Source organism: Frigoribacterium sp. MCBA15_019, assembly GCF_001864945.1.
Lineage (GTDB): Bacteria > Actinomycetota > Actinomycetes > Actinomycetales > Microbacteriaceae > Frigoribacterium.
The window spans coordinates 1-24,509 of sequence record NZ_MJGS01000007.1 but is presented as its reverse complement, the minus strand read 5'-3'; the positions used below and the strand labels follow the sequence as shown (position 1 = coordinate 24,509).

The following is a 24,509-nucleotide window of genomic DNA, read 5'->3' as shown; positions in this document are numbered from 1 at the left end:
GCACCGTCCGCACGCCGCGCCTCCCGCCCGACCCGCGCCTCCTACGCTCTGCTCCCTGCCGCTCTCCGCCGCGACCTGCCCGGGCAGACTTGCTGACTGCCGCAAGCTGTGCCGACCGCCGCAGGCCGTCCCTACGCCGCGACCCGCCCGCGCCGTTCCCGCCCGCGCCGCTCCCGCCCGCGCATCACGACCACGACGGCCACCATCGCCGCGAGCGCCAGCCCGACGATGGCCGGGGCGCCGACGTCGACGGCGCTCTCGAGCCCTCCGCGGGTCGCCTGCGCGCCGAGCCACAGCGCGGTCGCCCCCTGCACCAGGTAGGCGACGAGGTAGACCGCCGACAGCGTCCCGGCCCGGTGATGCTCCGGAGCGAACCGCGACACGATCCCCAGCCCCGACGCGAAGAACAGGCTGTAGCCGACCCCCGACAGCACGCAGAACGCCAGGAACAATCCCAACGACTGCTGTGCCGCGGCCAGCACCAGCGCCGTGAAGCTGAGCGCCGTCGCCACCGCCGCCACGACGACGGCGACCACCACCGGCACCCGTCGCGACGCCAGCGCCACCACGGCGATGACCACCATCGACAGGGCGATCACCGCACCGGTGACGAACGCGTTGTCGCTGCCGATCAAGGTTACGCCGATCTCGGCTCCGAGCGAGAGCACGACCGCCCCCAGAGCATAGGAGGCGCTGACACAGACGGCCGCGGCCCCCACGGCCCCGAGGAGCGCGCGTGGCACGCTCGGCCACCGTGGCCTCCAGTGCCCGGCCTGCTCGTCCCGGTCCCGCGGCAGCCGCCAGACGAGGACGATCACGCCGACCTCGACGACGAGCAGCACCCAGTACGTGAGGTGCAGCGGTTCGGGCGCGTACTGGACGAGCGCTCCCCCGAGCAGCGTCGCGAAGACGAGGCCGACGGCAGTGGAGGCGGTGCTGATGGCTCCGGCGCGGGCGGAGTTGACGGGCCCGGCGATGTCGATCATGGCGGCGGTGGCGGGGCTGAGCGACAGGCCGACGCCGAGGCCCATGAACGCGCGGCCGACCAGCACCCAGCCGACGTTCGGCGCGAGGGCGAACAGCAGCACGCCCACGATTGACGCGCTCACGCCGAGGAGGATGCTCGCCCGCCGACCGATCGTGTCGCTGAGGCTGCCGAAGACGAGCAGCACGACGACGAGGACGAGCGGATAGACGGCGAAGATCGCGGTCGTCACGAGGGGCGTCAGCTGCCAGTCGGTCGCGTAGAGCGGGTAGACCGGCGTCGCGGCGCCGCTCGTCCACAGGGCGAGGGCGAGGACGGAGGCGCAGGTCCAGAACGCGAGCCGGTCCGGCCCGGTGGGACGAACGGAAGCAGCGAAATCACGAGGCATGACGGCGACGCTAGCACCCTGGATACGAAAAGCCTATCGAGGTAGGGTGTCGGCATGGCATCTCGTGGACCCCTCGACCCGCGCTGCGGCATCGCGCGCAGCTTGGACCTGCTCGGCGAGCGTTGGGCACTGCTCATCGTGCGCGAGGCGCTGCTCGGGCACACGCGGTTCTCGCAGTTCCGGGCGCGGCTCGGCCTGTCGCCCGACGTGCTGACCGCGCGGCTCGACTCGCTGGTCGCTGCGGGCGTGCTCGAGCGGTCGACCTACCGAGAAGACGGGGCCCGAGAGCGCGTCGAGTACCTGCTCACCGACGCCGGCCGCGACCTCGCTCCCGTGCTGGCCGCCCTCGCCGTCTGGGGCGACGAGCACGATCCGCACCCCGACGGCGCCGCACGCCGGTTCAGCGTCGCCCGGTCGGGCGAACCCGTGCGGGTCGCGTTCGTCACGGGCGACGGGCACGTGGTCGAGCCCGCCGACGTCGAGATGGCGCCGAGCGCGGGCGACTAGACCGGGCCTCCTCGGGCCTGCGGCCGCCCCGCTGGCCCGCCTGCCTGCCCCGCCAGCAAGCCCGCCAGCGCGCCCGCCAGCTCGACTGCCCGCCTGCCCGCCAGCTCGGCTGCTCGACTGCCCGCCTGCCCGCCCGCCCGCCAGCTCGGCTGCCAGGCCGCCCGCGTACCCGCCTTTCCCGCCTGCGCGCCCGCCAGCTCGGTTGCCAGGCTGCCCGCGTACCCGCCTCCCCGCCTTCCCGCCTTCCTCCCTCCCCGCCTTCCCGCCTTCCTCCCTTCCCGCCTGCCCGCCTGCCCGCGTGCCCGCCTGGCCGCCACGAAATAAACAACCCGCCACGGAATCGCATGGCGGGTTGTTTACCTCGTGGCGTGATGCGGGGCGAGCGGGCTCTCAGCTCGCGCTGTCGGCGACGCCGGGCTTGGCCGGCCGCGGGAACGCCGCGCGCATGTGGTCACTGGTGAGCAGGTCGCCGATGCCGATCATCAGCAGCGAGAAGACGATCTGCTCGACGACCATCCATCCGGGGTAGAGCCCGGGGATGGTAGCGACGATCAGCGTCACGATTGGAAAGATGCGACTGAACAGGCGGAGGCGTGAGTAGGCCCAGTAGTAGCCGAGCTGTGCCCGCCAGGCGAAGACGTAGAGCGAGGCGGTGATGAAGAGGACGACGGTGGACCGGAACCACACCGCCCACGGCACGTGTTCTCCGCGGCTGGTGAGGACGGCGGCGATGAAGATGGCGGTCAGTCCGACGACGGTCTCGCCGAACAGCAACCACCGGATGCCGACGAAGCTGCGGACGGTCCGCGGGTGCTGCCGCATGTCTTCGTGGATCACGTATCCCGAGTGCCGCCCGCCGGCGAGCCGGTCGAGCTGCAGCCGCTGCCACACCCGGTCGGCCGCGGCCGACAACCCCACCCCCGAGGAGGCGCGGTGCCACAGCCCAGCGCCCGTCACCCTCGCACCCCGTCCGCTCGTCTCACGAACACCAATGGTGCCCTATCCCACCCTCAGAACTCACCACCCTCTGTCTGCCCGGGCTGAACCGTGAAGCACCACGAACTCGACGACACCTGCACCTTCGAGCGCCCCGTGTAGACCGTGATGGAATATCGGGTTCCATCTCTGCTCCACACAACGAGCCATTCGTCTCTGCCGTCAGGCGTGAACACCCGTTCGGTACGGAAGTCCGCGGAGTCAGCCAGTTGCGATTCCACCAGGGAGAAGTACGCCTCTTGTTCTGGGGCTTCGGCGTACTCGATCGTCGTCGACCCCGTCCATTGGTGTCGCCCCCCGGAACACGACATCAGGACCCCTTCGGCTGGCTCCAGAATGCCCACGATGCTCTCCGCATCCCCCATGGATGCCAGTTCTCGTTGAGTCACCATGATGTCGCGTTTCAGGGCCGGAAGATCCACTCGGTCGGTCTCCTCGTCTATGTATTTCATCTGCTCGAGCCCTTCCGGGGTTTCCCTTGCGCAACCCACGACGAGGCAGGACACCACTACGAACAAGGCTGCACACCGTACCGAGATGCGCCCCACATCATTTCGAATCATTGAGGTGAATTTCTTCTTTCAGGGCAGCTGTCGCGACCGCATTGTCATTGCCTCAATGCGCGAGGACCGCATGGTTGTCGTCTAGCTTCCAGACCGGGCTGTAGCTGGCCTGGTTTCTTCCAGTTCCACGTCAAGGGGACTCACAAAGCAACCACGCCTTTCGAGCTTTCCCGACCGGTTCGGGTTCCGCCCGCCCCAGACACCACCGGTCGGCTGCGCCTACATCAGGAGATACGAGAGCCTGCAGAACGCCAATGACGCACTACCCCACCCTCAGAACTGACCACCGTTCGTCTGCCCGGGCTGAACCGTGAAGCACCATGAACTCGCGGCGATCTGAACCTTTGACGCTTGGGGCACGTGGCGAATCGTGTAGCGCGTTCCGGCAGCATCCTCCACGACGAGCCGATCACCGCCCCATCGACTCTCTTCCCGTTTCGTCGAGAACTCCGACGACTCGGCCAGGCCTTCCTCCATAGTTGCGTACAGGGAATCGATGTCGAAGCCGGCCGAATACTCGACCGTGGTTACGCCAGTCCATCGATGTGTTTGACCAGGGCATGACATCAAAACGCCATTCGGAGACTCGTCCACGCTCAGCACGTGATTTTCGGGCACGAACTGCGCCAGCGCCCGCTGCGATGCACGAATGCCCTCGCGAAGTGCTGGCAGGTCGACGGCGGTCGCCCCTTCGGACATGAGACTTCCCTCTCGTGAAGATGAGACATGAGCAGAACATCCTGCGAGACCCAGTGCGATCGTTGCGGACAGCGCTATTACAGGTGACGACCGCCTACTGGTCATGGCCGTACAGTTCCTCCCACAGGTCAGTCAGGACCTGATCATTGTCTGCCCCCGTCTCGGCGACGAGAGCATGGTTGTCGTCGATCCTCGACGGCGGGACGATCGTCCATCCAGAGTCACCGAGCTTGAGGTCTTCGGGGCCCAGGTAGTACCCCTTGGAATCGAACTCATCCGACCGGTTCGGGTTACGACCTTCCCAGACACCACCCGTGCGCTGGGCCGCCTGAAGGAAGTCCCAGTAGCTGTAGTCGGTGTAAGTCGTCCCGGGACGCGCCTGCCACTCGGGCGGCATGCCCGCACCGGCGAGCGAGATCACCTTGTCGTAGGTGGCACCCCGCACCTCGGCCGAGGTGATGTTCGCGAGCCCCCAGCTGTGGCCGATGGCGATCTCTCGATGGCCGGGCTTGAGCGAGACCGGGTCGACCGCCAATCCTCGTTGGAAGTCATACAGGGTCTTGCTCGCCTTACGAGCGAACTCGGGGTCGTTCGCCTCGGCGAAGGCGCCGACGAACTCGGCGGGGTTCTTCCCGCCCTCCGCCCCTCCAGGAAAGAATCCGTCCTTGAAGACGAACGCGACGGTGGTCTTGCTTGCGTCGCTGTCGTGCAGCCACCATGCCATCTGCTGCACCGTTCCGGGCTCGCGGTAGAACGAATCCATTTTCGTCAGCGTCCCCGGCACGTAGGTCAGCACCGTCCTGGTCGATTCGTTCCAGTCCCCGATCATCTCGATGATGCGACTCTTCGACGGATCGAAGAGGTACAGCTGAACCGTCGGCGGTTCCGCCACCGCTCGCCCGAGGTACGCGCGCTCGCGCGCCAGCGCGGCCAGCAGCTCATCGTCGCCTTCCAGCCCCCGCCGCTTGATCGGCCCCACCATCTCGTCGATCTCGGCCATCCGACGCTTCGCGTTGAACACGTTCGCCGCGACCCGCACCGACGGCGGCAGACCGTCGAGCGCTCCGATGATCGCCGGCGCCCCTCGCACCAGCGCCACCTGCACCGCCGTCAAGTCGTCGGCGTTCCGTGCACCCTGCTGCCCGAGCTCGTCCCACCAGGCCCGCACCCGCTCGGGATCGGCCAGGAACGCCTTGTCGACGAGTTCGGGGTGCTGCTCGAGCAGCATCGTCAGCTCGGCGGCCGAGAGCCCTGCCAGCAACGCCAGCAATTCCTCGGACGCCCCCGCGGCCAGGGCCTCCCCGGTCACCTGCGGCAACGCCCCCATCGCCTCGGGGCTCTGCAGCGCAGCGATGCACCGGCGATCAGCCGCAGCCCGCTCTTCGACCAGGTCGGCCCACAAACCCGCCACGACCTCGAGTTCTCGTTGCTCGTCGTCGATGCGACGCTGCAAGGTCGACCGTTCACCCGAGCGGTACTCGGACTCCACGACGATGCCGATCAGGTCGTCCCGCGCCGCGTCCTGCGCCTCGCGCATGATCGTCTTCAGAGCGACCCCCGTCGAGAGGATGTTCTGCTCGGCCATCGCACGCCGCGCCTCCAGGGTCTGCTGAGACCCCTGGATCAACGACACGTCGACCGCATACGCCTCGAGCGCCGCCGCATGGTGTTCGAGGCCCCGAGCCACAGCACTCACCTCGGTGGACACGTCGGTCATCGACGCGACGAACTGCTCGCCCGACCGACCCCGCCAGCACTCGGCACCCCAACTCGCTGCCTCGGCCAACCGGTAGGCAGCCACCTCGAGGTCGTCGACCTCGGTTCGCCTCGTCTTGGCGAGTTGCCTGATGCCCTCCACCGAGCCCACGCCCGGGTCGTCGTCGGTGCTCACTTCGACCCCGCCCCTGCCAGGTCGTCCGCCGGCAGGCCGGCAGCGAGCCGGGACTCGACCTGCTCGAACTCGCGCACGAACGTCGTCGTGAAGTCACCCACCGCCTGGATGGCCTCGACGGCCAACCCCGCCCGTCTCACCAACTGCCCCGTCGCCTCGTCGAGGACCCCCGCCACGGTCGGTGAGCCGACGTCGGCCGCCGTCCTGAGTGTCAGCGTCGCCGACACCTCGGCGTCGACGGCCGCCGTCGACACCCGCCACGCAACGGACGTCAACGTCTTCTCGTCCACCACCAGGTCTGCCATGCACCCTCGCCCTCCATCATGCGACATTCAAATATCGCGGCCAATGGGAGCCACCCTAGCAATGCAGAACGCCCGGTGTGGAAACGATCCACAACCGGGCGTTCAGTCCACAGGCGAGCCTGCGGGCGGTGCCGATCCGTCGACGGGACAGGCACGAGAGAGGGACTACGGGCGCTTGCGCTTCTCGCGCACGCGCATGTTCACCGTGATCGGCGTGCCCTCGAAACCGAAGATCTCGCGCAGTCGCCGCGTGATGAACCGGCGGTACTGCGGGTCCAGGAACCCGGTCGTGAAGAGCACGAAGGTCGGCGGGCGGTTCGCGGCCTGGGTGCCGAACAGGATGCGCGGCTGCTTGCCGGACCGCAGCGGGTGCGGGTGCTCGGCGACGAGCTCGGCGAGCAGGGCGTTGAACTTGCCGGTCGGGATGCGGGTGTCCCACGACTCGAGGGCGAGCTCGAGGGCGGGGACGAGCTTCTCGAGGTGACGACCCGTGCGGGCCGAGATGTTGACGCGCGGGGCCCACGACACATGGTCGAGGTCCTGCTCGATCTCACGCTCGAGGTAGCGGCGACGGTCGTCGTCCAAGAGGTCCCACTTGTTGAACGCGAGCACGAGCGCACGGCCCGACTCGAGCACCAGGTCGATGATGCGCAGGTCTTGCGTCGAGATCTGCTCGGTGACGTCGATCACGACGACGGCGACCTCGGCCTTCTCGAGCGCTGCCGAGGTGCGGAGCGACGCGTAGAAGTCGGCGCCCTGCTGCAGGTGGACGCGCTTGCGGATTCCGGCGGTGTCGACGAAGGTCCACACACGACCGGCGATCTCGACCTGCTCGTCGACGGGGTCGCGGGTCGTGCCGGCCAGCTCGTTGACGACGACGCGCTCTTCGCCCGCAGCCCTGTTGAGGAGCGAGCTCTTGCCGACGTTCGGTCGACCGAGGATCGCGACGCGACGCGGGCCGCCGATCTCTTGCTTGGCCACGGTCGACACCGCGGGCAGCTTGGTCATGCAGAGGTCGAGCAGGTCGGCGACGTTGCGGCCGTGCAGGGCCGACGCGGGGAACGGCTCGCCGAGCCCCAGCGACCACAGCGACGCGGCCTCGAGGTCTTTGCGGGCGTCGTCGCTCTTGTTGGCGACGAGGATGACGGGCTTGTGCGAGGCCCGCAGCATGCGCACGACGGCTTCGTCGGTGGCGGTCGCCCCGACGTTGACGTCCACGACGAACAGCACGGCGTCGGCCAGGTCGACCGCGATCTCGGCCTGCATGGCGACCGAGCGGTCGATGCCGATCGCGTCGGGCTCCCACCCGCCGGTGTCGACGAGGGTGAAGCGGCGTCCGCCCCACTCGGCCTTGTACGAGACGCGGTCGCGCGTGACACCGGGCTTGTCCTCGACGACGGCCTCGCGCCTCCCGAGGATGCGGTTGACCATGGCGCTCTTGCCGACGTTCGGTCGGCCGACGATGGCCAGCACCGGCAGCGCCGGGGCGTAGGTCAGTGCGTCAGGGTCCCACTCGGCGCCCTCGAGGACGTCGATGTCGCCCTCGTCGAGGTCGTAGTCGGTCAGGCCGGCACGCAGGGCCCGGGCGCGCTGGTCGGCGTCCTCGTCGGGCATCGTCTGGATGCGGTCGACCATCTGCTCGTCGAGCTCGGGGTACTTGTCGTCGTCTGCCATGGGGACTTCCTTAAGAAATGGGGGTGCTCGCTCGCACGAGCTCGACCACGGCCTGCACGGTCTGGTCGAAGTCGAGTTGGGTGGAGTCGACGGTGGAGACGCCGGGTGCGGCGGTCATGAAGTCGACGACCTTGCTGTCGAGCCGGTCGCGGGTCGAGAGCTGCCGAGCTGTCTCTTCGGCACTCTGCCCGGTCACCTCGGCCGAACGCCTGGCCATTCTAGCGGCTTCGCTGGCGGTCAACAGGATTCTGACCTGGGCATCCGGTGCGACGACGGTCGTGATGTCGCGCCCCTCGGTGACGATGCCCGGCTTGTCGGTCGACGCGATGATGCGGCGGAAGAGGTCGACCATGAACCGGCGGACCTCGGGCACCTTGGCCACGTGGCTGACGGCGGTCGTCACGCGCGGCGTACGGATCTCGTCCGTCACGTCGCGACCACCGATCGTCACCGAGGAGGCGCGGGCCGGGTCGATCCCGATCGCGTAGTGGAACGTCGGCAAGACCGCGATGACGGCCTCGGCGTCGTCGAGGTCGACGCCGCTGTCGAGGGCGTGCAGGGCGAAAGCCCGGTAGGCCGCCCCCGTGTCTTGGTAGTCGAAGCCGAGGGAAGCAGCGGAGGCGCGGCTGACGCTGGACTTGCCGCTTCCGGCCGGTCCGTCGACGGCCACCACGACGTGGCGGTGCACGGCCTCGGCGGTCTCGGCGCGCAGCTCTTCGACGTGGGCCTCGCCGGCGGGACCGCCGACGCCGTGCTCCCCCGGCGAACGCTCGGGGTCGACGTCGGCCGAGCCGACGGGGCCGGTGGCCCGGGGGTCGCCGCTCATGCGAACGCCCCCGCGACGGTCCAGCCCCGGGCTTCGAGCTCGGTCACGAGTCGGTCTTCTTGTTCGGGCACGATCGATACCTCCGCGAGTCCTACCTGCGCACCCGGCGAGTGCTCGAGCCGCAGGTCTTCCAGGTTGACGCCGATCTCACCGATCTCGGTGAGCAGGCGGGCCAGCTGCCCGGGGGTGTCGTCGACCATGACGATCACCGAGCTGAACTGGGTCCGTTGTCCGTGCTTGCCGGGCAGACGGGCGACGCCGCCGTTGCCCGCGCCGATGCTCTCGGCCACGGTGCGCCGGCTGCCGGGAGCGTCCGGGGCCTCGAGGGCGCCGACGACCCGGTCGAGGTCGGCGCGAAGGTCGCGCAGCACGTCGGCCACTCGTGAGGCGTTCGCCCCGAGGATCTGCGTCCAGAGCACCGGGTCGCTGCTCGCGATGCGCGTGACGTCCCGGACGCCCTGGCCCGCGAGACCGAGCGAGGCGTCGGGCGCGTCGCGCAACCGGGTCGCCATCAGCGAGGCGACGACCTGCGGTGCGTGGCTCACGAGGGCGACGCCGGCGTCGTGCTCTTCCGGCGTCATCTCGACCGGGGTCGCGCCCAGGTCGAGCGCCAGGTCCTCGACGGCGGCGGCGCGTCGGTACGTGATGTCGTCGTGCCCGGCGATGACCCAGGGCCGACCGACGAAGAGGTCGGCGCGAGCCGAGACGGCTCCCCCGCGTTCGCGCCCGGCCATGGGGTGCGAGCCGATGTAGCGCGAGACGTCGGCGCCGCGCGCCCGCAGTTCGGCGAGCGGGGCGACCTTGACCGACGCGACGTCGGTCACGAGCGCCTCGGGCCAGGCGTCGAGTTCGCGGGCGACGATGTCGCTGGTGACGTCGGGCGGCACGGCGACGACGACGAGCACGGGGTCGTCGCCGTCAGCGGGTGCCCGCCCGGCGCCGTAGTCGACGGCGAGGCTGCGCGCGGCCGGCGACACGTCGTCGAGGATGACGTCGACCCCGTGCTGACGCAGTCGCAGACCGATGCTGGCACCGAGCAGACCCGAACCGACGATGCGCACCTGGCCTGCCAGCCGCCGGCTGCCGGACGTCAGCGCGTCAGCGGTCAGCGCGCCAGCCGTCTGCGCGTCGTCGATCGGCGCGTCGAGCGTGGCGGCATCGTCAGCCGAGGAGGCGCGGTGCGCGTCGGTCACGACCGGCCGCCCCCTCGAGGACCACGTCCCCCGGCGTCGGGTCGGCCACGGTACGGACGATCGCCGCCGCGCTCGTCACGGCCGCCACGCTCGTCACGGCCGCCGCGGTCGTCTCGCGGGCCGCGCGCGGGACCGCCGCGCGAACCGCCACGGTCGTCGCGTTGCTCACGGCCCTGGTAGCCGCCGCTCCGCGATCCGTCGCGTCCTGCACGATCGTCGCGACCCTGGTACCCGCCGCTGCGCGAGCCACCTCGGTCGTCGCGACCTTGGTAGCCGCCGCGAGAGTCACCACGCTCTCCACGGTCGTCACGCTGCTCACGGCCCTGGTAGCCGCCACGCGCCGAGCCACGGTCGTCACGACCGCCGCGCTCGTCCCGGCCCTGGTAGCCGCCACGCGAACCACCACGGTCGTCACGACCGCCACGGTCGTCCCGGCCCTGGTACCCGCCACGCGAGCTCCCACGGTCGTCGCGCGAGTCGCGCCCGCCCTGGTAGCCGCCGTCGGTACGGCGGTCGTCACGACCGCCTCGTTCGTCTTCGCCGCGCTCGGCCGCGCCGCGGTCGACCCAGCCTCGGTTGGTCGCCTTGCCGCCGGCACGGATGCCGGAGGGGCGTCCGGTGCGCGGGTCACGGTTGGCGTCGCGGTTCGGGTAGCCCGCCGCGCGCTCTTCACCCGGGGTCAGCGGACGGTCGCCGCCACCCCGCGGAGCACGGTCGTCGCGCGAGACGAACCCGCCACGCGAACCACGGTCGTCGCGCGACACGAAGCCGCCGCGATCGTCGCGTCCGCGGCCGTCGTCGTTGCGGCCCTGGTAGCCGGGACGTGACCCACCGCGGCCGTCCCGACCCTGGTAGCCACCACGGGCCGGGCGCTCATCGCGGCCCCGGCCGTCGTCGTTGCGACCCTGGTACCCACCGCGCGACTCACCGCGACCGTCGTCGTTGCGACCCTGGTAGCCACCGCGCGACTCACCACGGCCGTCCCGGCCCTGGTAGCCACCACGAGCCGGACGGTCGTCGCTCCCGTGGTACTTGGTGCGAGCCGGGCGCCCCTCGCGCCCTCGTCCGTCGTCGTTGTTGCCCTGGTACCCACGAACGGGGCGCTCGTCACCGGAACGTCCGTCGTTCCGGTTGCCCTGGTAGCCAGCTCGGGTCGGTCGCTCGTCGCGTTGCCCGCGCCGCGCCTCCTGCTCTCGGCGGACCTGCGCACGGCGCGAGGTCGACTCGGCCTGGTCGCGGGCCGCCGCCCGACGGCGCTCGGCACGGGCGTCGGTGGCGGGGTCGTACTCTTCGTCGTCCTCGTCGTAGTAGTCCTTCTCGACCTCGTCGTCGGCGAGGGCCAGCTCGACGACGTCGGCCTCGTCGACGGGGGCGTCGGGGCTCTCGGTGATCGGGGCGGCGTCGACCGTCGAGTCCGCCGTGGCGTCGCGCGAGATCGTGAGGATCGCCCCGAGCTCGACCTTGGTCAGCGACCGCATGTGGCCGACCTTGAGCGTGCCGAGGTGGAGCGGGCCGAACGAGCGGCGGACGAGGTCGATGACCGGGTGGCCGACGGCCTCGAGCATGCGACGGACGATGCGGTTGCGCCCCGAGTGCAGCGTGATCTCGATCAGCGACGAGTCGGACGAGCGAGAGAGACCCGCGCCACCGGCGACGAGCGTCGCCTTGTCGGCCGCGATCGGGCCGTCGTCGAGCTCGACACCGGTCATGAGCTCGTTGAGCACCGAGGGCGTGACGACGCCCTTGACCTTCGCGATGTAGGTCTTGGTCACGCCGAACGACGGGTGCGCGAGCACGTGCGCGAGCTCGCCATCGTTGGTCAGGACGAGCAGGCCGCTCGTCTCGACGTCGAGGCGGCCGACGTTGAAGAGGCGCTCTTCGTACTGCTCGGTGAACTGGCGCAGGTCGGGGCGACCGTTCTCGTCGCTCAGGGTGCTGACGATGCCGACCGGCTTGTTGAGCATGACGTAGCGACGCGTGGCGTCGAGCTGCACGGCGCTGCCGTCGACGACGATCTTGTCCTTCGCCGGGTCGATGCGGCGGCCGGGCTCGGTGACGACCTTGCCGTTCACCGTCACGCGACCGGCGGCGATCATGTCTTCGCTGACGCGGCGCGAGGCCACGCCCGCGGCCGCCATGACCTTCTGCAGGCGTTCGCCCGAGGCCAGCTCGGACTCGTCGGAGGAGGACTGACTACGCGACATCGTCGAACCCCCCTTGGCCGTCCGAGAGGAGGGGCGAGATGAGCGGGAGCTCATCGAGCGAGTTGATGCCGAGATGGGTCAAGAGGAGGCCTGTCGTTTCGTAGTTGATGGCGCCTGTCTCGGGGTCGGTGGACGACTCCGTGATCAGGCCGCGACCCAGCAGCGTACGGACGACCGAGTCGACGTTGACCGCCCGGATCTGGGCGATGCTGCTGCGGGTGATGGGTTGCTTGTAGGCGATGACCGCCAGCGTCTCGAGAGCCGCTGAGGACAGTTTCGTCGGGTTCTGCGTCAGCACGAAATCGCGCACGACCGGATCGTGCTCGTCACGCACGTAGAATCGCCAGCCGCCGCCGACCTCACGCAGCTCGAAACCACGCCGGACGGTGCCGCCGACCCCGTCGAAATCGGCCACGAGCGCCGTGATCGCCTGCTGCACCGCGGCGACCGGCGCGCCGACGGCGGTCGCCAGGTCGACGAGCGTCTGCGGCTCGTCGGCGACCATCAGCAGCGCCTCGAGCTGGCGAGCGACGGCCTCGGTGGTGTCGTTCGCGGGGCCGGCGGCCGCCTCGACCTCGGGCGTCTCGAGGGACGAGGAGGCGCGTGTCACGTCAGCCTTCATAGTCGGCCCCCAGCGCCGCCAGGTTCTCTTCGGTCCAGGTCTCGGCCACCCAGCGGACGCTGAGCTCGCCGAGCGGCTCGACCTGCTCGAACGAGATGGACGCGTGACGGTACAGCTCGAGCAGGGCCAGGAACCGGGCGACGACGACACCCTTCTCGTCGATGCCGGCGACGAGTTCGCGGAAGGTGAGGACCGCCCCGCGACGCAGCAACGACACGACGATGGCCGCCTGCTCACGGATGCTGACCAGGGGGGCGTGCAGGTGGTCGAGGCCGACCGTGGGGATCTCGCGTGGCGTCAGCGCCAGGGTGGCGAGGGCGGCGAAGTCGTCGGGCGAGAGCGTCCAGACGAGCTCGGGGGTCGTGACGCGGTACTTCTGCTCGAGTCGCACCGAGCGGGCGTGCCGCTCGGCCTCGGCGGCGCCGTGCTGCGCGAACCACTCGGCGGCCTGCTTGAAGGCCCGGTACTGCAGCAGCCGGGCGAAGAGCAGGTCGCGTGCCTCGAGCAGTGCGACGCCCTCGGCGTCGACGAGCTCGCCCTGCGGCAGCAGCCCCGCCACCTTGAGGTCGAGCAGCGTGGCTGCGACGACGATGAACTCGCTGGCCTGGTCGAGGTTCTCGTCGGTGTCGATGCGGCGGAGGAACGACAGGAACTCGTCGGTCACGGCACTGAGTGCGACCTCGGTGATGTCCATCTCGCGCTTGGTGATCAACGAGAGCAGCAGGTCGAACGGGCCGCTGAAGTTCTCGAGCCGCACCTCGAAGCCGGGCGAGACCCCGGGACCCGCGAGGGCGGTCTCGTCGGGGCCGACCTCGGCGGTCGCCGACTCAGGCCGCGGCACCACGCGCGATCAGCTCTCGGGCCAGCTGGCGGTAGGCCTGCGCCGCCGGGTGCTCGGGGGCGAACTTGGTGATCGGCGTGCCGGCGACCGACGCGTCGGGGAACTTCACGGTGCGACCGATGACGGTCTCGAGCACCTGGTCGTCGAACGCCTCGACGACGCGCTCGAGCACCTCGCGGCTGTGCAGCGTGCGCGAGTCGAACATGGTCGGGAGGATGCCGTCGAGCGTGATCGCCGGGTTCAGCCGGTCGCGCACCTTCTCGATGGTCTCGACGAGCAGGGCGACGCCGCGGAGCGCGAAGAATTCGCACTCGAGCGGGATCAGCACGCCGTGCGCCGCAGTGAGGGCGTTGACGGTCAGCAGGCCGAGCGAGGGCTGGCAGTCGATCAGGACGACGTCGTACTCGTCGCTGACCTGGCGCAGGATGCGCGCGAGGATCTGCTCGCGAGCGACCTCGTTGACGAGGTGGACCTCGGCGGCGGAGAGGTCGATGTTGGCCGGCATGACGTCGAGGTTCTCGACACGCGTGGGCACGATGACGTCGTGGGCGTCCTTCACGGCACCGATCATGAGGTCGTAGATCGTGGCCTGGTCATGCGACTGCACGCCGAGGCCGGCGGTCAGAGCGCCCTGCGGGTCGAAGTCGATGGCCAACACACGACGGCCGTACTCGGCGAACGCGGCGCCGAGGTTGATCGTCGTGGTGGTCTTGCCCACGCCGCCCTTCTGGTTGCAGAGGGTGATGATGCGGGCCGGGCCGTGGCTCGACAGAGGCGCAGGAGTCGGGAACTCGGTACGCGGGCGCCCGGTGGGGCCGTTCGCGGGGACGGTCGCCGGAGCGCTCTCGAAGAGGGCGGGGGTGCTCGAGGTCGGCTTGGTGCTCACGGGTACGAGAGTACCGGCGACCCCCGACGCCCACGGGCTGCCGCGCCCGGCCCGTCACCAGGAAGCCTCATGCCTTGCTTGAGGGTTTTGCCTGGTCAGCGCGGGGTCGGTGTTCGGTCGGCGCTGGATCGGCGCTGGGTCCGGGCCCGGTCGGCGCCTTGTCGTCGCCTGAGTCGGCGACCGGTCACGACGCCCATCGTGCCCGCGGGTGCGCCGTCGAGTAGACGTCCCGCAGCGCGTCCGCCGTCACCAGCGTGTAGATCTGCGTCGTCGCCACGGACGAGTGCCCCAGCAGCTCTTGGACGACCCGGACGTCGGCCCCTCCCTCGAGCAGGTGCGTCGCGAAGGAGTGCCGCAGCGTGTGCGGCGACACCTCGAGGTCGAGCTGGGCCCGCTCGGCCGCCGCCTGGATGATGAGCCACGCGTTCTGCCGCGACACCCTGGCTCCGCGCGTGCCGAGGAACAACGCGGGCGTCGGTTCTCCCCGCGGCGAGAACACCGGTCGGGCACGCACGAGGTACGCGTCCAGCGCCCGTCGTGCGTAGCTGCCGAGCGGCACGATGCGCTGCTTGTTCCCCTTGCCGAACAGGCGCACGACGTCACCCTCGACCACGTCGTCGACGTTGAGCGACACCGCCTCGCTCACCCGCGCACCCGTCGCGTAGAGCAGCTCGAGCAGGGCCTTGTCGCGCAGTCGGGTCGGCTCGTCGCCGTCGGTGGCGGCGAGCAGCGCCTCGACCTGGCCGACCGAGATGGCCTTCGGGAGGCGGCTCGGCAGCTTGGGAGGCCGGGTGGTGGCGGCCACGTCCACCGCGACCAGCCCCTCCTCGAGGGCGAAGCGGTGGAAGCCCCGCACCGACGACAGCACCCGGGCCACCGAGGAGGCGCCCAGCGGCTTCTCGGCGCGGGTCGCCAGCGCCGCCGGGAACGTCGCGACGTCGCCGGGCTCGACCTCGTCGAGGGTGAGACGACCGGCCTCCGCCAGGTGAGCCCGCCAGAGGACGAGGTCGCGGCGGTACGCCGCGGTCGTGTTCGGGCTGAGGCCGCGCTCGACCGAGACGTGTCTCAGGTACCGGTCCAGCGCCTCCTCGATCGTCACCAGGCCAGGCTACGGCCGGGGCCCCTGCGCCGACGGGGCGACGCGCAGCTCAGCGGGACGCGACCGCGGCGAGCGCCGCGATGCTGAGGATCGAGTTGTGCAGGCGTCCGGCGAGCACGCCGTCGACGATCTCGTCGAGCGAGACCCAGCGCTTCTCGATGTCGGCTTCTTCGTCGCTGCGCTCGAACGCCCCCTCCGTGGCGCTGACGCCGGTGGCACGGTAGACCGTGACCATCTCGTCGTTGCCGCCGGGCGTGGTGTGGAACGAGACGAGTTCGTCCCAGGTCGTCGCCTGCAGGTCGGCCTCTTCGGCGAGCTCGCGCTTGGCGGCGTCGAGCTTGCTCTCGCCCTCGGCGTCGAGCAGGCCCGCGGGCAGCTCCCAGTCGCGGGTGCGGATCGGGTGCCGGTACTGCTTGATGACGAGCACGCGCTGCTCGTCGTCGACTGCCAGGACGGCGACGGCCCCGGTGTGCGTGACGTACTCGCGCACCATCGGGGAGCCGTTGTAGTCGACGGTGTCGCGCTTGACCTTCCAGACGGCGCCTTCGAAGACGACCTCGGTCTTCGTGACCGTCGGCGACGCCGGCTCGTCGGCGAGCAGGCCGCCGGCGGTGGCACCGGCCCCGGCGGCCGTCGTGCCCGCACCCGAGGCGTCGGTCACGCGACGACCTCGGCAGCGTCGGCCTCGTCGGCGAACAGCTTGCTCGCGTCGTGGCGCTCGAGGGATGCGGCGACGAGCCCGGCGAACAACGGGTGGGCGTCGTTGGGGCGCGACCGCAGCTCGGGGTGTGCCTGCGTGCCGATGTAGAACGGGTGGACGTCGCGGTCGAGCTCGACGTACTCGACGAGCGTGCCGTCGGGCGAGGTGCCCGAGAAGCGGAGGCCCGCGTCGGCGATCTGCTGGCGGTACTGGTTCGAGACCTCGTAGCGGTGGCGGTGACGCTCGGACACCAGCTCGGAACCGTACAGGTCGGCGGCGAGCGAGCCCGGCGTGAGGGCGGCCGGGTAGAGGCCGAGGCGCATGGTGCCGCCCAGGTCGCCGTCGGCGATGATGTCGACCTGCTCGGCCATGGTCGCGACGACCGCGTACTCGGTGTCGGGATCGAACTCCGACGAGGAGGCGCCGGTCAGGCCGGCCTCGTTGCGTGCGTACTCGATGACCATGCACTGCAGGCCCAGGCAGAGGCCGAGCGCCGGCAGACCGTTCTCGCGGGCGTAGCGGAGCGCGCCGAGCTTGCCCTCGATGCCGCGGATGCCGAAGCCGCCGGGCACGCAGATGCCGTCGACGCCACGGAGCGCCTTCGCGGCACCCTCGGGGGTCTCGCAGTCGTCGGAGGGAATCCAGGTCAGCGACACCTTGGTCTGGTGCGCGAACCCGCCTGCCTTGAGCGCCTCGGTGACCGACAGGTAGGCGTCGGGCAGGTCGATGTACTTGCCGACCAGGCCGATCGTGACCTCGTGCTTCGGCTCGTGCACCGCGGTCAGCACGGGCTGCCAGCCCGACCAGTCGACTTCGCCGGCCTTCTCGCCGAGACCCAGGTGGTCGATGATGTAGGCGTCGAGCCCCTGGTCGTTCAGCATGGCCGGGATGTCGTAGATGCTCGCGACGTCCTTCGCGTTGACGACCGCGTCTTCGTCGACGTCGCACATCAGGGCGATCTTCTTCTTGTTGCTCTCGCTGACGGGGCGGTCGCTGCGCAGCACGAGGGCGTCCGGCTGGATGCCGATCGACCGCAGGGCGGCGACGCTGTGCTGCGTCGGCTTGGTCTTCTGTTCGCCGGACGCACCCATGTAGGGCACGAGCGAGACGTGCACGAAGAACACGTTCTTGCGACCGAGCTCGTGGCGCACCTGACGGGCGGCCTCGATGAACGGCTGGCTCTCGATGTCGCCGACCGTGCCGCCGACCTCGGTGATGATCACGTCGGGCTTCGGGTCGTCGTCGGCCTGCTGGCGCATGCGCCGCTTGATCTCGTCGGTGATGTGCGGGATGACCTGCACGGTGTCACCGAGGTACTCGCCGCGTCGCTCTTTCGCGATGACGGTCGAGTAGATCTGGCCGGTCGTGACGTTCGCCGACTGACCGAGGTCGATGTCGAGGAATCGCTCGTAGTGCCCGATGTCGAGGTCGGTCTCGGCACCGTCGTCGGTGACGAAGACCTCGCCGTGCTGGAACGGGTTCATCGTGCCCGGATCGACGTTCAGGTACGGATCGAGCTTCTGCATGACCACCCGCAGCCCGCGGGCCGTGAGCAGATTGCCCAGGCTGGCGGCCGTCAGGCCTTTTCCGAGGGAGGAGACGACGCCTCCGGTGACGAAGATGTGCTTCGTCGTGCTGGCATCTGGACCCGAGTTCTCAACGTTCACCACGGGATTCCATCCTATGTCACACCGAGCCGTTCCGACAGACCACGCCTGTTACGAACGTGTGTCGGCCGTGGCCGGTCGTCGGGCCGACGAGGCGAGCTCAAGCAGCTCGCGCGCGTGTTCGAGGCCACTGGAGCTGTCGGGCAGTCCCGAGAGGAGACGGGCCATCTCGGCGACCCGTTCGTCGCCGTCGAGCTGGTGCACGCTGCTGGCGGTCACCTCGCCCGAGGCGTCCTTCACGACGCGGAGGTGGTTCGTGGCGAACGCGGCGACCTGGGCCAGGTGCGTCACCACGATGACCTGCGCCCGTTCGGAGAGCGCTGCCAGCCGTCGACCGATCTCGATCGCGGCCGACCCGCCGACGCCCGCGTCGACCTCGTCGAACACGAACGTGGGCACATCGCTCGACCCGGCCATGACGACCTCGAGCGCGAGCATCACGCGCGACAGCTCGCCGCCGGATGCGCCCTTGCCGAGCGGCCGGGGTTCGCTGCCGGGGTGCGGCCTCAACAGCAGGGACACGACGTCCCCGCCGCTCGTCCCGAGCTCGTCGCGCGGTGTGACCTCGACGACGATCTCGGCACCGGTCATGGCCAGGGCGCTCAACTCGGCGCTGACACGCGTCGAGAGGTCGGCCCCGGAGGCGCGGCGCAGCTCGCCCAGGACGCCCGCGCGCCGCTCGGCCTCGGCCCGCAGCTCGGCCACGTCGTCGTCGAGGTGCGCGAGTCGGTCGTCGTCGCCGTCGAGTTCGACCAGGCGTCGGCTGCCGTCGTCGAGCAGCCGGATGACGTCGTCGAGTGTGGGGCCGTACTTGCGGACGAGCCCGGCCAGGTCGGCGCGACGCGTTTGCACCAACTCGAGCTCGACGGCGACGTCGGCGTCGAGGGTGCCGAGGTAGCTCGACAGACGTGAGGCGGATTCACCGACCTGGACGCTGACCTCGGCCAGCAGGTCGGCGATCGGCTCGAGTGCCGGATCGTGAGGCGCGACGCGTTCGATCTGACGCCGGGCCTCCTCGACGAGGGAGACGACGTCGCGGGTGCCGTCGACCGCGTCGGTCGAGAGCACCTCGTGGGCGAGCCCGGCCGCCAGCCGCAGGTCTTCGGCGTTGCTCAGTCGTTCGGCCGTGGCATCGAGTTCGTCGAGTTCGCCGGCCACGGGGGCGAGCCCCTCGATCTCGTCGATCGCGGCGCGGAGGCTCTCGGCCTCGGCGCGCCGGGCGTCGCGGTCCCGGGTGATCTCGTCGAGCTCGGCGCGGGCGGCCAGCCAGGCGTCGTAGGCCCCGCGGTAGTGTGCGGCGGCCTGGGCCAGAGCGGCCCCGCCGTGCGCGTCGACGGCCGCACGCTGGGCCGCGGCGGACTTGAGGCGGATCTGCTCGGACTGGCCGTGCACCACCACGAGATGGTCGGCGAGGTCACCGAGCACGCCGATGGGAGCCGTTCGCCCGCCGACGACCGCGCGGCTGCGCCCCTCGGCCGAGACGACACGACTGAGGAAGAGTTCGCCGTCGTCGACGTCGCCGCCCGCGTCACGGACCCGCTCGACGATGGCCCCCTCGGCCGGGACCAGCCAGCGGCCGTCCACCACGGCCTGGGGGCTGCCCGATCGGACGACCCCGCTCTCGGCACGCTGGCCGAGCAGCAGGCCGAGAGCCGACACGACCATGGTCTTGCCCGCACCGGTCTCGCCCGTGACGGCCGTGAAGCCGGGACCGAGAGGCAGCGTGGCACGACCGATCACACCGAGGTCGCGGATCGAGATCTCTTCGATCATCGGTCGCCCTCGGGCGCTGCGGTCGGTGACGACGAGGTGCCCGACACGACGGGCGCCGCGGCGACGGGCGCGTCCCCGGCAGGGACGTCCTCGACGGGGGCCGGACCGCGCCAGCCGGTGACCGGCAGCTGGAACTTGGCCACGAGACGGTCGGTGAACGGGCCCGTCCGCAGGCGGGCGAGTCGCACGGGCTGGTCGGAGCGGCTGCACTCGACCCGGGCCCCCGGGGGCAGGTCGTGCTCGCGACGACCGTCGCACCACAGGATGCCGCGGGCGTCGGTGCGGCTCAGCACCTCGACGGCGAGCACCGAGTCGGGCCCGACGACGAGTGGGCGGGCGAAGAGGGCGTGGGCACTGAGCGGAACGAGCAGGAGCGCCTGCACGGCAGGCCACACCACGGGGCCGCCGGCCGAGAACGAGTAGGCCGTCGAGCCCGTCGGGGTCGACATGACCACACCGTCGCAGCCGAACGACGACAGGGGGCGACCGTCGACCTCGATGACGACCTCGAGCATGCGTTCGCGCGAGGCCTTCTCGACCGTCGCCTCGTTCATGGCCCAGGTCTCGTAGACGACCTCGTCACGGTTGGTGACCTTGACGTCGAGCGCGAAACGCTCCTCGACCTCGTAGTCGGCGGCGAGCACGCGAGCGACGGTGTCGGCCATCTCGTCGCGCTCGCTCTCGGCCAGGAACCCGACGTGCCCGAGGTTGACGCCGACGATGGGTGCCCGGGTGCCGCGGATCAACTCGGCGGCACGCAGGATCGTGCCGTCACCACCGAGGACGATGACGCATTCGAGGTCGTCGCAGGCCACGCCGTCGAACAGGATCTCGACGTCGTCGATGGCGGCCGTGGGCTGGGCCCGTCGGATGTCGTCCCACTCGTCACGGGGCAGCACGGGAACCACGCCGGCGTCGCCCAGCAGCCCGCAGACCTCGAGGGCGGCGTCGATGGAGTCGGGGCGCCCCGTGTGCGAGACGACCAGGATGTGTCGTGTCGAAGAGATGTCGTTCACCCTCTCGTCAAGCTGTCGGCCGTGCTGAGCCATTCTGTCGGATTCGTCCCGGCCGAGGCCGAGAAGTGCACACAGTACTCGCGGTTGCCCGAGCCACCGACGATCGGGGAGGAGATGAGGCCGGCCGTGCCGAGCCCCAGGTCGTGGGCGGCCCACAACACGGTCGTGACGGCGTCGTTCCGCAACACGGGGTCGAGCACGAGGCCCTCACGGACCCCCTGCCGACCGACCTCGAACTGCGGCTTGATCAGCAGGACGAAGTCGTTGTCCACACCCACGCTCGCCACGAGCGCGGGCAGCACCATCGTCAGGGAGATGAAGGACACGTCGGCCACGACGAGCGACACCGAGGAGGCGCGGGTCGTCAGCGTTGCGAACCGCTCGGCCGTCAGGTACCTCGCGTTCTCGCCCTCGACGATCGTGACCCGCGGGTCGAAGCGCACCGGGTTGGCCAGCTGACCGTGGCCGACGTCGAGGGCGACGACGTGGTCGGCACCGCGCTCGAGGAGGACCTGTGTGAACCCGCCCGTGGACGCGCCGACATCGAGGGCCGTGCGGCCCGTCGGGTCGACACCGAACGCGTCGAGGGCGCCCAGCAGCTTGTGTGCCGCACGACTGACGTAGTGATCGAGCCCGGCGACGGCGACGTCGTCCGACTCGGCCACCCGGGCGGAGGCTTTCACGACACCGACGCCGTTCACGGTCACCAGCCCGTCCGACAGCAACCGGGCGGCATGCGTCCGCGACCGGGCGAGACCGCGCCGGGCGAGCACGGAGTCGAGTCGCTCCCCCGGCGCCTCGGAGGCCGTCATCGACCGCCCTGACCGGTGTCGCCCGTCGTGCCCTCGAGCACCGCGCGGAGTTCGTCGTGGACCTCGCCGAAGGCCTGGGCCCGGGAAGCCAGGGGCAGGGACTCGATGTCGGCCAGGCGGGTGGCGGCCGCGACCCGCGCCTCCTGACGATCTGCGGCATCGACGACGTCGAGGTCGTTGTCGCCGCGGACGGTGGCGTCGGGATGGTCGCTCATGGTGCCGTCCAGACTAGCCGCCGCCCCTGACGGTCGGGGCGGGCGCGATCAGCCGTCGGCGTGCAGCTTGGGGTCGACGTCGAGCCCGTAGATCGCCTTGCCGGTCCCCCACACGGCGATGGCCCCGGCGCGCAGCAGGTCCACGGGGTCGTCCCCCTCGGCCAACACGCGCACGACGTGACCACGGACGGCGACGCTCGCACCGCGGACGGTGACGACGTGCACGTCCTCTTCGTCGTGCTCGACGGTCTCGGGGTACGGCTGGTCCAGCTCGCGAAGGTCGCCGACGATGAAGTCCGGCCGCGACTTGGCGTCCGCGGCGAGCACCTGCTTCGCACCGTCGATGCCGGTCAGCACGAGGATGGAGACGAGCCCCGCCGCGTTCGCACCCACGATGTCGGTGTCGAGCCGGTCGCCGATGAACGCGGCCTTCGTCGCCCCGAACCGCTCGACGGCAGCGGTGAAGATCGGGGTCTCGGGCTTGCCTGCGGTCACGGGCAGGCGCCCCACGGCCGTGTGCACCGCGGACACGAGCGTGCCGTTGCCCGGTGCGACGCCACGCTCCTGCGGGATCGTCCAGTCCGTGTTCGTCGCGATCCACGGGATGCCCGTGTGCAACGCGAAGGAGGCCTCGGCGAGCTGCGCCCACCCGACGTCGGGGCTGAAACCCTGGACGACTGCGGCGGGGGCGTCGTCGGCCGAACGGGTCACGACGAACCCTTCTGCCTCGAGCACCGACGTCAACCCCTCTCCGCCGACCACCAGGACCGTCGAGCCGGCGGGCACGGCCTCGACGAGGAGGCGCACCGCGGCCTGCGGGGACGTCACCACGTCGTCGGCACCCACCTCGAGCCCGTAGCCGGCCAGCTGACCGGCCACCGTCTCGGCCGTCCGGGACGCGTTGTTCGTGATGTACCCGACGCGACGGGTGCGAGCCACGTCCGTCAAGCTGTCGACCGCGTGGTCGATGGCGTGTCGCCCCCGGTACACCACCCCGTCCAGATCGGCGAGGACGGTGTCGACACCGTCAAGCGGCGTCGCCGCGTCAGCCACGGTGGCCGTCGACGTCGTCCGCGGGCGGCGGAGTCGTCTCGGGATCGGCAGTCTCATCGCGCTGTCCGTGCTCCTCGTCGTGCTTCTCTACGGAGTCGTCATGCGGCTCGGTCTCCAGGTCGACCACGCCGACGACGTCGCCGTCCGGGCCCTCCTCGGGCACGTTCTCGTCACCGTCCACGTCGGCTTCGTCGGACTCGTCGGACTCGTCGGACTCGTCGAGCGTGACGGGCAGGTCGTCCACGAAGTCGACGTCCTCCTCGACGATCTCGACGGTCTCACCGTCGGCGCCACCATTGTCGAGGGCCGCGAGAGCGTCCTCGGCGCGGTCGGCGAGTTCGAGCCACTTCTCCCCTTCGTCGGGACGGCCGAGATCTTCGAGGACCGTGCCGTAGGCCGCGAAGAGGGCGGGGCTGTAGCTGAAGGCCTTCGTGCGGTCCAGCTGTGGGATCTCGAGCTCACCCAGGGCCGCCTGGGGTTGGCCGAGGTCCAGTCGCGCACCCGACATCGCGATGGCCAGCGAGACGCGCACCTGCGCGTCGAGGGTCGACACGTCGACGGACCGCCCGAGCTCGAGCGCCCGCTCAGGGCGACCGAGACCGCGTTCACTGTCGACCATGAGGGGCAACTGGTCGTCGCGGCCCGAGATGCGACGGTAGGTGCGGAGCTCCCGCAACGTCAGTGCGTAGTCCCCCACCTGGTAGGCGGTGATGGCGATCGTCTCGCGGACGACCGAGATGCGCCCGGCCCGGCGACCTGCCGACAGGGCGTGCTTGTGGGCTTCTTCCGGGTCCTCGTCGATCAGGCGACCGGCCATGACCAGGTGCTTGGCGACCCAGTCCGCGTTCTCCTTGCTGAGCGTCTTGAGCTCACCGCGCGCCACCTTGTCGAGATCACGGGGCTCGACGTCGTCGGGCACGTGCGCGACCTCTTGAGCCGGTCGGACCGACTTGATGCCGAACGGATCGCGGTCTTCGGGGGTCTCACGCGGCTTCCAGGCCTCTCGGCGATCACCACGTCCGGTCGAGCCGGCACGAGGCCCCGCTCCACGACGATCATCGCCGCCCGGGCGACCACCGCGCTGCGGACGATCACCGTAGGACGGACGGTCCCCACGCTGGGGCCGATCACCGTACGAGGGACGGTCTCCCCGCTGAGGACGGTCACCCGACGAGGTGCGATCCCCACGCTGGGGACGATCGTTCGACGGGCGCCCTCCGGTCGGTCGTCCACCGGAAGGACGGCCCTCGGCCGAACGGCCGCCCTGCTGAGGGCGACCACCGGTGGGACGATCCCCTGAAGGACGCCCTCGATCGCCGGAAGACGGCCGGCCACCGCGGTGAGGGCCCCCGCTGCCAGAGCCCGAGGAGGGGCGGCGCGGGCCGTCCTTACGGTCGTCGTCATCGCGATCAGTCACCGAAGTGCTCCTCTGTCGTTCTCTGCCAGCTGTCGAGTTGTGAAAGGACGACTCTACCAAAGTGACCGCAGGCGCAGGAGGCGCGGTGCGAGTACTCGACGTTCGTCCCGTAACGCAGAAAAGCCGCCCCAACTGGGGCGGCTTTTCTGGTGTTTCCAAAAGGAGTCCGGCGGTGTC

Annotated in this window: 22 protein-coding genes and 1 pseudogene; 1 reads left to right on the top strand and 22 read right to left on the bottom strand. The window is 70.5% G+C overall.

The features are described 5' to 3' along the window. Nucleotides 1-131 precede the first annotated feature (131 nt). A complete protein-coding gene (locus BIV04_RS09110; protein ID WP_071255974.1) occupies nt 132-1,373 on the bottom strand; it encodes an MFS transporter in 1,242 nt (413 codons plus the stop codon). A 54-nt stretch (nt 1,374-1,427) separates the two neighbouring features. On the opposite strand from BIV04_RS09110, the gene BIV04_RS09105 reads away from it, so the two are divergent. Then, a complete protein-coding gene (locus BIV04_RS09105; protein WP_071255972.1) occupies nt 1,428-1,880 on the top strand; it encodes a helix-turn-helix domain-containing protein in 453 nt (150 codons plus the stop codon). A 390-nt stretch (nt 1,881-2,270) separates the two neighbouring features. On the opposite strand, the gene BIV04_RS09100 is transcribed toward BIV04_RS09105, so the two are convergent. The 21 genes and pseudogenes from BIV04_RS09100 to BIV04_RS09005 all read right to left on the bottom strand — a co-directional run bounded on the left by BIV04_RS09100 (nt 2,271) and on the right by BIV04_RS09005 (nt 23,834). Further along, entirely contained in the window at nt 2,271-2,837 is a 567-nt protein-coding gene (locus BIV04_RS09100) for a hypothetical protein (RefSeq protein WP_255364232.1), read from the bottom strand. 53 nt (nt 2,838-2,890) lie between these two features. After that, nucleotides 2,891-3,394, bottom strand: a complete 504-nt coding sequence (locus BIV04_RS09095; protein ID WP_143048645.1) for a hypothetical protein — start codon at nt 3,392-3,394, stop codon at nt 2,891-2,893. A 318-nt stretch (nt 3,395-3,712) separates the two neighbouring features. Then, the gene (locus BIV04_RS16780; protein WP_143048644.1) at nt 3,713-4,138 is read right to left on the bottom strand and encodes a hypothetical protein; all 426 of its coding nucleotides are present in this window, start codon (nt 4,136-4,138) and stop codon (nt 3,713-3,715) included. A 94-nt stretch (nt 4,139-4,232) separates the two neighbouring features. Beyond that, nucleotides 4,233-5,855, bottom strand: coding sequence for a hypothetical protein (locus BIV04_RS09090; protein WP_143048643.1), 1,623 nt, complete (start codon nt 5,853-5,855; stop codon nt 4,233-4,235). A gap of 170 nt (nt 5,856-6,025) precedes the next feature. Continuing rightward, the gene (locus tag BIV04_RS09085) at nt 6,026-6,334 is read right to left on the bottom strand and encodes a hypothetical protein (protein WP_071255965.1); all 309 of its coding nucleotides are present in this window, start codon (nt 6,332-6,334) and stop codon (nt 6,026-6,028) included. A 165-nt stretch (nt 6,335-6,499) separates the two neighbouring features. Then, complete coding sequence (gene der, locus BIV04_RS09080; RefSeq protein ID WP_369814173.1) at nt 6,500-7,948, bottom strand: ribosome biogenesis GTPase Der; 1,449 nt, start codon at nt 7,946-7,948, stop codon at nt 6,500-6,502. 70 nt (nt 7,949-8,018) lie between these two features. Next, nucleotides 8,019-8,834 (bottom strand): (d)CMP kinase, encoded by an 816-nt coding sequence (gene cmk / locus BIV04_RS09075; RefSeq protein WP_177174799.1) that lies wholly within the window; start codon nt 8,832-8,834, stop codon nt 8,019-8,021. Continuing rightward, entirely contained in the window at nt 8,831-9,928 is a 1,098-nt protein-coding gene (locus tag BIV04_RS09070; protein WP_218141843.1) for a prephenate dehydrogenase, read from the bottom strand. The genes cmk and BIV04_RS09070 overlap by 4 nt, the downstream gene beginning before the upstream one ends. A gap of 1,508 nt (nt 9,929-11,436) precedes the next feature. Next, nucleotides 11,437-12,231: pseudogene (locus tag BIV04_RS17415) on the bottom strand (pseudouridine synthase); the annotation flags it as partial. Beyond that, on the bottom strand, nt 12,221-12,853 hold the full coding sequence (scpB, locus tag BIV04_RS09060) for an SMC-Scp complex subunit ScpB (protein ID WP_071255964.1): 633 nt from the start codon (nt 12,851-12,853) through the stop codon (nt 12,221-12,223). The pseudogene BIV04_RS17415 and the gene scpB, both read right to left, overlap by 11 nt. After that, a complete protein-coding gene (locus BIV04_RS09055; protein ID WP_071255962.1) occupies nt 12,843-13,697 on the bottom strand; it encodes a ScpA family protein in 855 nt (284 codons plus the stop codon). The genes scpB and BIV04_RS09055 overlap by 11 nt, the downstream gene beginning before the upstream one ends. Then, the gene (locus BIV04_RS09050; RefSeq protein WP_043595856.1) at nt 13,681-14,580 is read right to left on the bottom strand and encodes a ParA family protein; all 900 of its coding nucleotides are present in this window, start codon (nt 14,578-14,580) and stop codon (nt 13,681-13,683) included. The genes BIV04_RS09055 and BIV04_RS09050 overlap by 17 nt, the downstream gene beginning before the upstream one ends. A gap of 184 nt (nt 14,581-14,764) precedes the next feature. Further along, a complete protein-coding gene (xerD, locus tag BIV04_RS09045) occupies nt 14,765-15,679 on the bottom strand; it encodes a site-specific tyrosine recombinase XerD (RefSeq protein WP_071255961.1) in 915 nt (304 codons plus the stop codon). A gap of 49 nt (nt 15,680-15,728) precedes the next feature. Further along, nucleotides 15,729-16,340 carry an NUDIX hydrolase gene (locus BIV04_RS09040; protein ID WP_083396316.1) on the bottom strand — a complete coding sequence of 204 codons (612 nt, stop codon included), beginning with the start codon at nt 16,338-16,340 and terminating at the stop codon, nt 15,729-15,731. Further along, nucleotides 16,337-18,046: a CTP synthase gene (locus BIV04_RS09035; protein ID WP_082383666.1), complete on the bottom strand. Its 1,710-nt coding sequence runs from the start codon at nt 18,044-18,046 to the stop codon at nt 16,337-16,339. The genes BIV04_RS09040 and BIV04_RS09035 overlap by 4 nt, the downstream gene beginning before the upstream one ends. Before the next feature lie 51 nt (nt 18,047-18,097). Then, nucleotides 18,098-19,819: a DNA repair protein RecN gene (gene recN, locus BIV04_RS09030; RefSeq protein ID WP_071255960.1), complete on the bottom strand. Its 1,722-nt coding sequence runs from the start codon at nt 19,817-19,819 to the stop codon at nt 18,098-18,100. Beyond that, on the bottom strand, nt 19,816-20,826 hold the full coding sequence (locus BIV04_RS09025; protein WP_255364233.1) for an NAD kinase: 1,011 nt from the start codon (nt 20,824-20,826) through the stop codon (nt 19,816-19,818). The genes recN and BIV04_RS09025 overlap by 4 nt, the downstream gene beginning before the upstream one ends. A 5-nt stretch (nt 20,827-20,831) precedes the next feature. Continuing rightward, nucleotides 20,832-21,647 (bottom strand): TlyA family RNA methyltransferase, encoded by an 816-nt coding sequence (locus BIV04_RS09020; protein WP_071255958.1) that lies wholly within the window; start codon nt 21,645-21,647, stop codon nt 20,832-20,834. After that, nucleotides 21,644-21,862 carry a hypothetical protein gene (locus BIV04_RS09015; protein ID WP_071255956.1) on the bottom strand — a complete coding sequence of 73 codons (219 nt, stop codon included), beginning with the start codon at nt 21,860-21,862 and terminating at the stop codon, nt 21,644-21,646. The genes BIV04_RS09020 and BIV04_RS09015 overlap by 4 nt, the downstream gene beginning before the upstream one ends. A 48-nt stretch (nt 21,863-21,910) precedes the next feature. Beyond that, nucleotides 21,911-22,972, bottom strand: a complete 1,062-nt coding sequence (locus BIV04_RS09010; RefSeq protein WP_083396315.1) for an HAD-IIA family hydrolase — start codon at nt 22,970-22,972, stop codon at nt 21,911-21,913. After that, nucleotides 22,908-23,834 (bottom strand): hypothetical protein, encoded by a 927-nt coding sequence (locus BIV04_RS09005; protein WP_177174798.1) that lies wholly within the window; start codon nt 23,832-23,834, stop codon nt 22,908-22,910. The genes BIV04_RS09010 and BIV04_RS09005 overlap by 65 nt, the downstream gene beginning before the upstream one ends. Between the last annotated feature and the right edge of the window lie 675 nt (nt 23,835-24,509).